At 65.4% G+C, this 12,992-nt stretch carries 13 protein-coding genes; 8 read left to right on the top strand and 5 right to left on the bottom strand.

Annotation, left to right across the window (positions count from 1 at the left end):
* Positions 1-9 precede the first annotated feature (9 nt).
* The 5 genes from ACVIIV_RS30225 to ACVIIV_RS30205 form a co-directional block, all read right to left on the bottom strand.
* Positions 10-426: a thioesterase family protein gene (locus ACVIIV_RS30225; protein WP_456747427.1), complete on the bottom strand. Its 417-nt coding sequence runs from the start codon at positions 424-426 to the stop codon at positions 10-12.
* Positions 413-3,556 (bottom strand): efflux RND transporter permease subunit, encoded by a 3,144-nt coding sequence (locus ACVIIV_RS30220; protein ID WP_456747426.1) that lies wholly within the window; start codon positions 3,554-3,556, stop codon positions 413-415. Before ACVIIV_RS30220 ends, ACVIIV_RS30225 begins: the two co-directional genes overlap by 14 nt.
* On the bottom strand, positions 3,553-4,725 hold the full coding sequence (locus ACVIIV_RS30215; RefSeq protein ID WP_456747425.1) for an efflux RND transporter periplasmic adaptor subunit: 1,173 nt from the start codon (positions 4,723-4,725) through the stop codon (positions 3,553-3,555). The genes ACVIIV_RS30220 and ACVIIV_RS30215 overlap by 4 nt, the downstream gene beginning before the upstream one ends.
* Before the next feature lie 21 nt (positions 4,726-4,746).
* Positions 4,747-5,214 carry a hypothetical protein gene (locus ACVIIV_RS30210; protein ID WP_456747424.1) on the bottom strand — a complete coding sequence of 156 codons (468 nt, stop codon included), beginning with the start codon at positions 5,212-5,214 and terminating at the stop codon, positions 4,747-4,749.
* Positions 5,215-5,381: 167 nt separating this feature from the next.
* A complete protein-coding gene (locus ACVIIV_RS30205; protein WP_456747423.1) occupies positions 5,382-5,741 on the bottom strand; it encodes a hypothetical protein in 360 nt (119 codons plus the stop codon).
* Between the two features lie 254 nt (positions 5,742-5,995).
* Here ACVIIV_RS30205 and ACVIIV_RS30200 point away from each other — a divergent pair, with 254 nt between their 5' ends.
* The 8 genes from ACVIIV_RS30200 to ACVIIV_RS30165 all read left to right on the top strand — a co-directional run bounded on the left by ACVIIV_RS30200 (position 5,996) and on the right by ACVIIV_RS30165 (position 12,987).
* The gene (locus tag ACVIIV_RS30200; protein WP_456747422.1) at positions 5,996-6,781 is read left to right on the top strand and encodes an alpha/beta hydrolase; all 786 of its coding nucleotides are present in this window, start codon (positions 5,996-5,998) and stop codon (positions 6,779-6,781) included.
* A 108-nt stretch (positions 6,782-6,889) separates the two neighbouring features.
* Positions 6,890-8,536: a malonate decarboxylase subunit alpha gene (mdcA, locus tag ACVIIV_RS30195; protein ID WP_456747421.1), complete on the top strand. Its 1,647-nt coding sequence runs from the start codon at positions 6,890-6,892 to the stop codon at positions 8,534-8,536.
* A gap of 9 nt (positions 8,537-8,545) precedes the next feature.
* On the top strand, positions 8,546-8,863 hold the full coding sequence (mdcC, locus tag ACVIIV_RS30190) for a malonate decarboxylase acyl carrier protein (protein WP_456747420.1): 318 nt from the start codon (positions 8,546-8,548) through the stop codon (positions 8,861-8,863).
* Complete coding sequence (locus ACVIIV_RS30185; protein WP_456747419.1) at positions 8,860-9,798, top strand: biotin-independent malonate decarboxylase subunit beta; 939 nt, start codon at positions 8,860-8,862, stop codon at positions 9,796-9,798. Before mdcC ends, ACVIIV_RS30185 begins: the two co-directional genes overlap by 4 nt.
* Entirely contained in the window at positions 9,785-10,507 is a 723-nt protein-coding gene (mdcE, locus tag ACVIIV_RS30180; protein ID WP_456747418.1) for a biotin-independent malonate decarboxylase subunit gamma, read from the top strand. Before ACVIIV_RS30185 ends, mdcE begins: the two co-directional genes overlap by 14 nt.
* Complete coding sequence (mdcG, locus tag ACVIIV_RS30175) at positions 10,482-11,162, top strand: malonate decarboxylase holo-[acyl-carrier-protein] synthase (protein WP_456747417.1); 681 nt, start codon at positions 10,482-10,484, stop codon at positions 11,160-11,162. The genes mdcE and mdcG overlap by 26 nt, the downstream gene beginning before the upstream one ends.
* Complete coding sequence (gene mdcB / locus ACVIIV_RS30170; RefSeq protein ID WP_456747416.1) at positions 11,159-12,040, top strand: triphosphoribosyl-dephospho-CoA synthase MdcB; 882 nt, start codon at positions 11,159-11,161, stop codon at positions 12,038-12,040. The genes mdcG and mdcB overlap by 4 nt, the downstream gene beginning before the upstream one ends.
* Positions 12,037-12,987 carry an AEC family transporter gene (locus tag ACVIIV_RS30165; RefSeq protein ID WP_456747415.1) on the top strand — a complete coding sequence of 317 codons (951 nt, stop codon included), beginning with the start codon at positions 12,037-12,039 and terminating at the stop codon, positions 12,985-12,987. Before mdcB ends, ACVIIV_RS30165 begins: the two co-directional genes overlap by 4 nt.
* Positions 12,988-12,992: the final 5 nt, after the last annotated feature.

The following is a 12,992-nucleotide window of genomic DNA, read 5'->3' as shown; positions in this document are numbered from 1 at the left end:
TGGCCTGTATCAGGCAATCGCCATCGTAGGCTTTGTCACGCCGAACCGTCTCTCGAACTCGGCGCGATCGACGACGCCGCGGCGATGCGTGCCATCGCCGATCTTGCGGCCGCCGTCCCAAGCCTCGACCTCGAACAGCACGCTCTTGGCCTCGACCGCGACGACCCGCGCGATCGCGCGCACCGTGCGCCCAACCGGTGTTGCTGCGAGGTGGCGGATATTGACCATCATCCCGACGCTGACATGGTTTGTCGCCAGGTACGGCTGGATCGCGCTCCCCGCGGCCATCTCCATGTGCAGGATCATCATCGGCGTGCCGTACACGGCCGGCATACCCGGCACCACGTGACCGACCGTCATCTCCGGCGTGACGGTCACCAGTTTTTCGGCGGTCATGCCGGTCGTCACTCTCTCAAGCGGATTCATGGCTCAATCCCGTCTCTGCCTCGGTTGTGGATGGAGTGGATGTCTTGGCTGCCTGCGGCTTGCGTCCGGTGAGCCAGTTGCCGAGCCGATCGAGATAGAGATAGACGACGGGCGTGGTGTAGAGCGTCAGGATCTGCGACAGCATCAGGCCGCCGACGATCGTGTAGCCGAGCGGTTGGCGCAGCTCCGCGCCGGTGCCGGAGCCGATCATCAGCGGCACGCCACCGAGCAGCGCCGCCATCGTCGTCATCAGGATCGGGCGGAAGCGCAGCGTGCAGGCCTGGTAGATCGCCTCTTCAGGGCTAAGCCCGTGCTGGCGCTCCACCTCGAGTGCGAAATCGACCAGCATGATGCCGTTCTTCTTGACGATGCCGATCAGCAGGATGATTCCGATGATGGCGATGACGCTGAGGTCCATGTGGACCGCCAGCAGCAGCAGCAGCGCGCCGATCCCCGCCGAAGGCAGCGTGGACAGGATCGTGATCGGATGGATCAGACTCTCATAGAGGACGCCGAGAATGATGTAGATCACGATCAGCGCGGCCCCGATCAACAGCGGCGTGCCTGACAGGGAGGACTGGAACGCCTGAGCGTTACCCTGGAACGAGGTCGACAGCGAGGCGGGCTTGCCGGTGTCCTTCTCGATCTTCTGGATCGCCGTCACCGCATCGCCCAGCGCGACGCCCGGCCGCAGGTTGAACGAGATCGTCACCGAGGGAAACAGGCTCTGGTGATTGATCAGGATCGGCGCAGGCTTGATGACGGCGTGAACCAGCGTGCTCAGCGGGACCTGCTGGCCGGTGGCCGAGTTCAGGTAGATGTCCTTGAGCGCTTCGGGTCCGTACTGGAAGCGTGGGTCGACCTCCATCACGACGTGGTACTGGTTCAGCGAGGTGAACATGGTGGAGACGATGCGCTGGCCGAAGGCGTCGTCGAGCGCATTGTCGATCGTCGCAGGCAGAATACCGAAGCTCGAGGCGACCTCGCGATTGACGGTGACCTCCAGCCTCGGGCCGGCATTGGCCTGGTCGCTCGCGACATCGGTGATGAGACCGAGCGCGCGCAGCTTCTCCAGGAAGATCGCCGACCAGTGCGTGAGCTCGTTGGAATCGGCATCCGTGAGGGTGTACTGATACTGCGTCTTCGACAGGCGCGCGCCGATCGTGATGTCCTGGGCCGCCTGCATGTAGAGCGTGATGCCCTGGATATGGGCGAGTCGCGGGCGTAGCCGGTTGATCACCTGATCGGCGCTCGCCTTGCGCTCCGGCTTCGGCTTCAGCACGATGAAGATGCGGCCCTGGTTGAGCGTCGCTGTCGGGCCGCCCGGACCGATATAGCTCGCGACCGACTGGATCGCCGGATCCTTCGACAAGATGTCGACGATCGCCTGCTGGCGTTCGGACATGGCCGGGAAGGAGATGTCCTGGGCGGCCTCGGTGATGCCGACGATCTGTCCGGTGTCCTGCTGCGGGAAGAATCCCTTCGGGATGATCACGTAGAGGTAGCCGGTCAACGCGATGGTCGAGAGCATGACGAGCAGCGTTGCGAATCGATGCCGCAGCACCACGCGCAAGCCCCGCGCGTAGAGCGCAAGCAGGGCATCGAAGCCGCGCTCGAACAGCAGATAGATCCGGCCGTGCTTCTTCCGTGAATCGTCCTTCAGCAGGCGGGCGCACATCATCGGCGTCAGGGTGAGCGAGATGACCAGCGACAGCAGCAACGAGGCGGTGATGGTGACGGCGAATTCCTGGAACAGCTTGCCGACGTAACCGCCCATCAGGAACAGCGGAATGAAGACCGCGATCAGCGACAGAGTGATGGAGACGATCGTGAATCCGATCTCACTGGAGCCCTTGAGTGCCGCCTCCATCGGGGTCATGCCCTGCTCGAGATGGCGCACGATGTTCTCGATGACGACGACGGCATCGTCGACCACGAAGCCGACCGCGATCGACAAGGCCATCAGCGAGAGGTTGTCGAGGCTGTAGCCGAGCACGTAGAGAACCGCGAACGTTCCGACCAGCGCCAGGGGAACGGTGACCGCGGGGATGACGGTGGCCCAGAAATTCCGCAGGAACAGGAATATGACCATCACCACCAGGGCGACCGTCAGCAATAGCGTGAACTGAACGTCGGAAACCGCGGCGCGAATGGTGGCGGTGCGATCGGCGGCGATCGTCACCTTGATCGCGGGCGGAACGGAAGCCTGCAGCTGCGGCAGCAGCTTCTTGATCCGGTCGACGGTCTCGATAACGTTGGCGCCGGGAACGCGCTGGACTGCGAGGATGATGGCGGGCTCCTTGCCGTACCAGCCGGCCAGAAGATCGTTCTCGGGTGCCTCGACCGCCGTGCCGACGTCGCGGATCCGCACCGGCGAGCCGTTGCGATAGGCGATGATGAGATCTTCGTAGGCGGAGGGCTTCAGCAGCTGGTCGTTGGTGTTCAGCGTGTAGGTGACGCGCGGGCTGTTGAGCGTGCCCTTCGGCAGATCGACATTGGCGCCCGCGATGACGCTGCGGACGTCCTCGAGGCCGATGCCGCGGGCGGCGAGCGCCTGCGGATTGACGCGAACACGGATCGCGGGTTTCTGCTGGCCGCCGATGCCGACGAGGCCGACGCCGGGCACCTGCGAAATTTTCGGCAGCAGGATGTTTTCGGCATAGGCGTCCACCGTCGTCAGCGGCAGCGAATCCGACGTCAGCGCGATCAGCATGATCGGCGTCTCCGCCGGGTTCACCTTCCTGATCGTCGGCGGGTAGGGGATGTTCGGCGGCAGGAAGGGGCTGGCGGCATTGATCGCGGCCAGCACGTCCACCGCCGCGCTGTCCACCGTCCGCGACAGCTCGAACTGGACCGCGAGCTGGGCCACGCCGAGCGCACTGGATGAGGTGAGCTGCGTGATGCCGGGGATCTGGCTGAGCTGCTGCTCGAGCGGTGTGGCGAGCGACGAGGCGATGGTGCCCGGATCGGCGCCGGGCAATTGCGCGGAGATCTGGATCGTCGGATAATTGACGTTCGGCAGCGCGCCGACCGGCAGCAGCGGATAGGCCGCAAGTCCGCACAGCAGCAGGCCGGCCATCAGCAGGGCGGTTGCAATTGGCCGCAGGATGAAGGGCGCGGAGAGATTCATGGGATCGCGTCCTGCACGGCGCTCTGCAGGTCGGCTTCCTGCGCGGCCTTGCCATGCAGCTCGCGGACGCGGCTGCCTTCCGTCAGCCGATACTGGCCGTCGACCACGACGACGTCACCAGACTTCAGCCCCTGGTCGATCAATGCCTGGCCATCGCTGATCTGTGCGACGTGAACGGGACGCAGGGCGGCCGTCTGACCCTCGGTCACGACATAGACATAGCTGCCGTTCGGTCCCTGCTGCACGGCCGAGCCCGCGACCGTGAGCGCGTCCTTCTGGATCTCGAGCAACAGGCGCGCATTCACCAGCTGGCCCGGCCACAGCCGGTGCTCACGATTCGGGAACACCGCCTTGAGCTGGACGGTGCCCGTCGTTCCCGCGATCTCGTTGTTGACCAGCAGCAGCGTGCCTTCGTCGAGCTTCATCTTGTTGTCCTGGCTATAGGCGATGACCTTCAGTGATCCCTTTGCGGCGTGCTCCTGGATCACCGGCAGGTCGGTCTGGGGCAGGGTGAACAGCAGCGAGATCGGCTCGATCTGGGTGACGACGACCAGTCCGTTGGGGTCGGTCGGATGGATCACGTTGCCGACGTCGATCTGGCGCACGCCGGTGATGCCGGGGATAGCCGACGTCAGGCGCGTGTAGCTGAGCTGGACGTTGGCCTGATCGATCTGCGCCTGGTCGGCCTTCACCGCAGCCTTGAGCTGCGCCACCTGCGCCGTCTGCGTCTCGATCAGTTGCGGGGTCGCATAGCCTTTGTCGCCGAGCTGATTGTAGCGCGAGAGATTGGCCTCGGCATTCGCGAGCTGCGCCTGGTCTCTATCGCGATTGGCCGTCAGCTGCTCGATCTGCGCTTCGTAGGGACGCGGGTCGATCTGGGCGAGGAGGTCGCCGGCCTTGACGGTCTGTCCCTCGGTGAAGGCGATCTTGACGATCTGCCCCTGAATCTGGCTGCGCACGACGTCGGTGTTGTAGGCGATCACGGTGCCGATGCCGCGCAGGTAAATCGGAACGTCCTTGCCGGTGACGGTGGCGGCGACGACCGGCACGACGACCGGCACCGGCGTGGCCGCCACGGCCGGCCTGCGGTCGGTGCCGAAGAACCAGAGGCCTGCGCCGATCAGGACCGCTGCGAGAGCGACCAGTGCAATGGTGACGTTCCGTTTCACGGTGATGGTCCTTCTTTGATGTCAGGGATTGCCGGAACCGCTGATTGAGCTCGTGCTGCCCATGGACGTTGGGCCGGGCACCGGCACGGAGGGACTGATTCCGCCGCCGCCGAGCTCGGTAGATCCGAGCGGAATCCCGACGCGTCCGACCATCGACGTCGAAGGAGGCAACGGCGACTGAGTCGTCGTGCCATTGGGGCAGCCGAGTGACGAGCTTCCGGAAAGCCCGCCGCCGTCGAACAGGGCTCCTGACGAGCCGCCATTGCCGGATACGGCGCAGTTCGTCATCCCTTGCGAAGGGTTGATCGGGGATATGCCGGGCGTGGCGATTTCGGTCGAGCCTAGCGGAATGCCTTCGGGCCGCGTCGAGCTTAGGTTGAGCGGCGAGGTCGCGGACATGCCGACCGGAGGCTGCGTCGTCGGAAGCGTCGTTTGCGCATTTGCTGCGACCGGGATCAGCCAGATTGCGAGCGCTGCGCCCAGATGCATCGATGCGAACCGGCGGCATCTGAACCTGTTCGATGAGAGCTGTTCTCGCATGGCTGCTCCGAATCCTTTCATTTGCGCGGACGATAGGGAGCGGCCGGCGCGCCGGTATTCCCTGAACGCACGTCCCGCTGTCGGGCCGCACGATCGAAAAGGCGTCTCCTCCGGGATCAATGGGCCCGCTTCTGAAGCAGCAGCGTTGCCTCGGACAGCTCCCGGCGGCATGTCGCGATGTCGTTAGAACGGTCGGCGGCGCGTGCGCGGTCGAGTGCATCGAGCGCGAGCTGAAGGTGCACTCCGCTTTGACCTTCCGCCCGCGCCAGCGACCGCGGCGTGGGCTGATGACCGCGCAGTGCATCGAGGCTTTCCGGGCCCCAGCCATGTGCGCCGGCATTCTTCTCAATGGCTGCGTCCAGCTGTGCCTGGACGCGTCCGATCGACTTCTCGCAGGATGCAGCACGAGCCGGGGATGCCGCCCCCAGGAGGATTATAGTGACAGCTGCAATCCAGATGAGTGAATTCGATGTCATTCTCGGTTCCTTCGTGTCGGTAACGAACGTCTGTCTTGAATGACAGAACCGATATGCGCCGTCTTTCGCTTGCGAACGCCGGCCGCTTTGCCTGCGCACGAGGTCGTGCCATCAGAGAAATCGGACGAGAGCTGGATCAGAGCTGCGGCGGGCACGTCCCGGGCGTGCGAAGTGGCAAGGGCCGTTGTTTGCCGAAATACATGAGCGAGCGGCCAACCTAGTGTCGCATCATTCCAACCCGGAGTGATCCCGAAATGAAACACCTCAATGCAGGCCTCGCCTTTGCTGCCGCCCTTTCCGTGTTCGCGAGCGTCGCCCCGGCGCGTGCAGAACCCCTGAAGAACATCGTCCTGGTCCACGGCGCCTGGGTGGACGCGTCCGGCTGGAAGCCTGTTTACGAGATCCTGACCAAGGAAGGTTTCCACGTCACGATGGTGCAGGAGCCAGAGACGTCGTTCGCCGATGACGTCACGGCGGCCAAGCGGGTTCTCGATCTTCAGGACGGTCCGACGCTCCTCGTCGGCCACAGTTACGGCGGCTCGATCATCACCGAAGTCGGAGTTCACCCCAACGTCGTCGGTCTCGTCTACGTCGCCGCGCATGCGCCTGACGTCGGCGAGGACGAATCCGCGTTGGGCAAGAAGACGCCGAGCGTGCTCGGCAAGACCGAAGGCGTCATCAAGGTCACGCCGGACAAGTTCACCTATCTCGATCCCGTGCAATTTCCGAAGCTGTTCGCACCCGATCTGCCGCGTGAGCGTGCTGAGTTCGTCGCACGCTCCCAGGTCCCGGCTGCGGCCCAGGTGTTCAGCACGCCGCTGACGGCGGCCGCGTGGAAGACCAAGCCGAGCTGGGGGATCGTTGCCGGCGGCGACCAGATCATCAATCCGGATCTCGAACGCTGGTACTACGAGCGCGCCAAGAGTCAGACCACCGTGATTCCAGGCGCGAGCCACTCGGTCTACGAGTCGCATCCGAAGGAAGTGGCGGCGATCATCACCCGCGCAGCGCGTAGCGTCCAGCAGCAGGCGGCGCGCTGACGACCTCTTTCTCACCGGTCCTGACGCACGGCCGGCAGAGGGAAGGTCGGCGGGAGCAACAGCACTCCCGCCGGCCCGACCGACTAACACTGTGAAGGAGCAAGGGTCATGACGGGCTGGCAGAGCAACCGCGCTACGCGTGACGCCCGCATCGCGGCCGGTGCCGGGCTCGCCCGCGGCAAGGTCGTGGAGGCGCGCGACGCTACGCGCCTGCTTGAGGCCGTGATCAGGCCGGGCGACCGGGTTTGCCTCGAGGGTGACAACCAGAAGCAGGCTGATCTGCTCAGCCGCGCGCTGCTCGCCGTCGACCTCTCCAGGGTCAACGATCTGCACATGGTGCAGTCCGGCGTCGTTCTTCCCGAACATCTGGACCTGTTCGACCGCGGCGTCGCGAAACGCCTTGACTATGCCTATTCCGGGCCGCAATCGGCGCGCATCGCCCGCATGCTGTTCGGCGGCAAGATCGAGCTGGGTGCGGTTCACACCTATCTCGAACTGTTCGCCCGCTACTTCATCGACCTCACGCCGCACGTCGCGCTGATCGCCGCCGTCAGCGCCGACCGCGAGGGAAATCTCTACACCGGCCCGAACACCGAGGACACCCCGACCGTGGTCGAGGCGACGGCGTTCAAGGACGGCGTCGTGATCGCCCAGGTCAACGAGATCGTCGAGACGGTCCCGCGTGTCGACATCCCGGCGGACCGCGTCCACTTCATCGTCAAGTCCGACAAGCCGTTCTTCGTCGAGCCGCTATTCACGCGCGATCCGGCCGCGATCACCGAGGGACAGATCCTGACCGCGATGCTCGCGATCAAGGGCATCTATGCGCCCTATGGCGTGCAGCGGCTCAATCACGGCATCGGCTTCAGCACCGCCGCCATCGAGCTCCTGCTGCCGACCTTCGGCGAAAGGCTGGGACTGAAAGGCAGGATTGCAACCCATTTCGCTCTGAACCCGCATCCCGCGCTGATTCCCGCGATCGAGTCCGGCTGGGTGCGACAGATCCACTCGTTCGGGTCGGAGGTCGGCATGGATGACTACATCCGAGCCAGATCCGACGTCTACTTCACCGGCCCCGACGGCTCGCTGCGTTCCAATCGCGCCTTCTGTCAGATCGCCGGTCTCTATGCCTGCGACATGTTCATCGGCTCCACCTTGCAGATCGACCTGCAGGGAAATTCGTCGACCGTCACCACGTCCCGCATCGCCGGGTTCGGCGGCGCGCCGAACATGGGAGCCGATGCCCGCGGGCGCCGTCATCCGAGCGAGCCCTGGCTGAAGTCGGGAGCCGAGGCCGACCCTGACAGCGCGGCCCTGATGCGCCGCGGCCGCAAACTGGTCGTGCAGATCGGCGAGACGTTCGGAGACAAGAACGTGCCGCTGTTCGTCGAGAAGCTCGACGCCCTCGAGCTCGCCGAGAAGCTGAACCTCGATCTTGCGCCGATCATGATCTATGGCGACGACGTCACGCACATCGTCACCGAGGAGGGCGTGGCCAACCTCCTGCTGTGCCGCACCGCGCTGGAGCGTGAGCAGGCGATCCGCGGCGTTGCCGGCTACACCGATATCGGCCGCCGGCGCGATCGCGGCATGGTCGCGCACTTGCGCGAGCGCGGGGTCATCCGTCGCCCGGAGGATCTCGGCATCAATCCGCTCGATGCCAATCGCAGCCTGCCGGCGGCGCGCTCGATCAAGGATCTCGTGCGCTGGTCGGGCGGCCTCTACGCGCCGCCGTCAAAATTCAGAAACTGGTGAGGACGGTCCATGGAAGATCTCAGGTTCCAGCACAGGGTTCTTGCCCGGGCCGGCGGTACCAGGCAGAGCGCAATCGTCGGCGTGGTCGCCTCGGGCAATCTGGAAGTGCTGGTGGAACGCGTCGTACCCGATGCGGAATGCGTTATCGACATCAGGACCGCGGCAGTTGGCTTCGGAGAGGTGTGGACCGCCGTCATCGGCGATTTCGTCGAGCGCTATTCGCCCGGCGGGCTGAAATTCTCGATCAATGACGGCGGCGCGCGCCCCGATACCGTCTCGCTTCGGCTGGCGCAGGCGGTCCGGTTGATCGCGGAGAACGGCCAATGACCGCGCCACTCAAGGACATCACGCCGGCCGAGCGCGCCCGCAGCACCAGCTTCTATGAAGCGTCGGCCCGCACGCGGCTGGAGCTGCTGCTCGATGCCGGCAGCTTCGTCGAGTTCATCGGGCCGGAGCAGCGGGAGGTCAGTCCTCACTTGAAGATTTTTGATCTGCCCGAGCAGTTCGATGACGGCATCGTCGTCGGTCGCGGCCGCCTCGACGGCTCGCCGGTGTTCGTCGCCGCTCAGGAGGGCCGCTTCATGGGCGGCGCCTTCGGCGAGGTGCACGGTGCCAAGCTGACGGGGCTGCTCCGCGCCGCGCGCCAGATCGGCTCGATCCCGGTCCTGATCCTGTTCGACACCGGCGGCGTGCGGTTGCAGGAAGCCAATGCCGGCGAGCTCGCCATCGCCGAGATCATGCGTGCGGTGATGGAGGCGCGTAGCGCCGGCGTGAAGGTGATCGGCCTGATCGGTGGCAGGTCCGGATGCTATGGCGGCGGTGGATTGATCGCAGGCTGCTGCTCGGCGCTCGCCGTCTCGGAGCCCGGGCGCATCGCAGTGTCGGGCCCCGAAGTGATCGAGACCAATCGCGGTGTCGAAGAGTTCGACTCCCGCGACCGCGCGCTGGTCTGGCGCACCATGGGCGGCAAGCATCGCCGGCTGCTCGGCGCCGCCGACGTCTTTGCCGATGACAATGTGCAGGATTTCCGCGAGGCCGCGCTGGAGCTGCTCGGTCTGGTCGGCCCCTTCGGCCTAGACAGCTTGAAGGCGGAGCAGGAGCGGCTTGCCGACCGATTGCGCCGCTTCAGTACCTGCTTCGATGCCGTCGACATCTGGACGGCGGAAGGCATCGCGCATGCCGAAACCGTTCCAGAGCTGCCGGCCGACCAGTTCATTGCGCTCGCCGACAGGATCGGGAGGACCGGCCGTGACGCTCGATGACATTCTCGCCTCGCTGTTTCCGGACGGCCATGAGGTCAGCAACAACAAGGGCATCATTGCCGGCACGGCGACGCTGCGGCCGCACGGCCGAGTTCTCGTCATTGGCGTTGCGGATCGGACAGCACTCGGCGTCGACGAGGCGATCAGGCTTTCGGGCGATGTTCTGGAGTCGATCGGCCAGGACACCGGGCCGATCCTGGTCCTCGTCGACAGCGACAGCCAGCGCATGAGCAAGCGCGACGAGCTGCTCGGGCTGAACGAATTCCTGGCGCATCTGGCCAAGACGCTGATCTACGCGGACATGAACGGCCGTCCGACCATTGGCCTGCTCTACGGCCATTCGGCGGCGGGAGCCCTGCTTGCAACGGGGCTCGCAACCCGCGTGTTGGTCGGATTGCCCGGGGCCGATCCCGCGGTGATGGATCTGCCGTCGATGGCGAAGGTCACCAAGCTGTCGATCGAAGCTCTACAGGAGAAAGCGAGGTCGACACCGGTCTTCGCCCCGGGTTTGTCGAATCTTGCGCGAATGGGCGCCGTTCACATGACATGGCGCAACGACGTCTCGCTCGCCGGCCAGATGGGGGCACTGTTGGCCGACATGCCGGCCGCGCAGGATCGGCGGGATGCGCTCGGCACGCACCGTGGGGGCAGGCTGAAAGCCGCCGATATAGCGGAGCGCGTTCATGACCTGGCCCTGCAAGTACAGTGAGCGCCCACCGGGCCGCCATGACCTCGTCTTCGTCAGCCCGGCAGGGTGGCGCGCGATGCTGGATGCGCGCGGCGATCTCGCTACCGATGCGCTGGTCGCACGTTGGCCCAAAATGGGCTGGCCGGTGATCAGGCGGCGCGCTCTGCCAGGCGAGGCAAACGGCCTCGCTTTGGGCCTGCCCTTGCCGCCCTCGGCCGGCAAGAGGCGGATCTCCCTCCTGGTTGATAGCGACCACGTCACCTCCGTCGCGAGGCCGCTCTTGCTGCGGCAGGCGCGGGCTTACGCGCCGCGCAACTGGTGGCCGACGCTCGACCGGCTCGACGCGCTGGCGCATCGCCATGCGGTGGACGCGCGCGTCTTCGGCAGCCTGGCCTGGCAGTCGCTGACCGGGCTCGACTATGTCACTGCTCGCTCCGATCTCGATGTCCTGTTCGAGTTTCGAGCCGAGACCGACATCGATCGCTTCGTCGCCGATGTCGCCGCGATCGAGACCGATGCGCCGATGCGGATTGATGGCGAGCTGATGGATGCCGACGGCGCTGCGGTCAACTGGCGCGAATTCCACGGCGGCGCGAGCGAGCTTCTGGTCAAGAGCATCGAGCGCGTTGTCCTGCTCGGCAGGCGTCAATTCATGTCGGGGGCCATGGTATCATGATCACCACAGCCGCAAGAGGCGTGGAACGGACGGCGCTGCGCCGCGCGCAGATTGCGCCCGATATTTCCGCCATCGGTGCCGTCGCTGCGGATTGCCTCGTCAAGGAGCTGGAAACCTGGCCGAAGCCGGGGCTCGTGAGCCACGTCGACAACGGCAGTCACGACGACATGGATGCGGGCACGTTTCGCCGCAGCGCTGCGGCGATCAGGCCTTATCTGCAACGCCTGGCCGATGCCGGCGCGCTCGGTTGCGGCATGGGACGGCTGCGGATCATCGGCCTCGAATCCGAGCGCGCGATGTTTGCAGCGACCTCGGGGATCAACACGCACCGTGGCGCGATCTTCGGGCTCGGGCTGCTGTGTGCGGCGGCCGGTGCGAAATCCGGTGGGCTGGTCGAGCCCGAGCTTTCGCTTGGTGAGGTCGTGACGCGGCTGTGGGGCGAGAGCATCCTCGATGGTCCCGTGTTGCTGCACAGCCATGGCAGCGTTGCCCGCCGCCGCTTTCGCGCCGGCGGTGCGCGTATCGAGGCCGCGAAGGGCTTTCCAAGCATCTACCGGATTGGATTGCCGGCGCTGCGCAGAGCGGCGTATGCAGTGCCGGAAGATACCGAAGCTGCCCGGGTCGAGGCATGCTTTGCCCTGATCGCCTCCGTCGAAGACACCAACCTCCTGCATCGTGGTGGGCTCGACGGCCTTCGCTTTGCACATGATGCGGCGCGCCGCTTCATCGATGCCGGCGGCGTCAGAGCGCCCGGCTGGCGTACGCGGGCACAGGCGATCCATGACAGCTTCGTCGCCCGCCGTCTCAGTCCGGGCGGATCGGCCGATCTGCTTGCCATGACGCTGTTCGTCGACGCCCATGAGGGGCTGAGCCCGTGACCTCCAATGTAATCCTGATGGCGCTAGTGCCGGTCTTCTTCGTCCTGCTGCTGGGCTTCGTTGCCGGCAAGGCCCGCATTGTCGACAACAGTCACGTCGCGGGTCTCAATGCACTCGTGATGGATTTCGCCCTGCCGGCCTCGCTGTTCGCCGCGACTGCATCGGCCCCGCGCGACCGGATCATCGAGCAAGGTCCGGTCTTCCCAGTGCTCGGCGTGACGATACTGGTCGTCTATGTCGGCTGGTACTGGTTCGAGCGCACTTTCTTCGCGGTGACGAGGTCCGACGCATCGGTGCAGGCTCTGACGGTCGGTTTCCCAAATCTTGCTGGTGTCGGTCTGCCGATCCTGTCGACCGTACTCGGGCCGACCGGCGTCGTCCCGGTCGCCGTCGCGCTCGCAACCGGCTCGATCCTCGTCAGCCCCCTGACCCTCGTGATCGTGGAGATGAGCACAGCGAAGACCCGCGGCGCCGATGCGCCGTCGCAGCCGGTTCTGATGGCGGTGCGGCGCGCGCTCGCGAAGCCTGTGGTGTGGGCACCCGCGCTTGGCATTGTGCTCTCGTTGCTCGATCTGAACCTCGATGCACTTGTCCATGCCTGTCTCACCCTGATCGGGAACGCGGCTGCAGGCGTTGCGCTGTTCCTGACCGGTCTCGTTCTATCCGCCCAGTCGCTCCGTCTGGACTGGGGAGTGATTGTCGCAACGGGAGCTGCCGACATAATACGTCCGCTGCTGGCGGCCGCGATTGTCTACGGCTTACACGTTCCGCCCGATGCCGCGAAGACGGCAATTCTGCTCGCGGCATTGCCCTCGGGCTTCTTCGGTATCCTGTTTGCCGTCAATTACCGGCTGGACTCCGCGACAATCGGCTCCATGGTCATCGCCAGCACTGGATTCAGCATCGTGACCCTCGCGATTGCGATCGCGATGCTCTCTCCCCATTAGGTCGT

This window comes from Bradyrhizobium sp. USDA 4354, from assembly GCF_054060315.1.
Note: the sequence above shows the minus strand (reverse complement) of the source record. Positions and strands in the feature narration are given on the sequence as shown.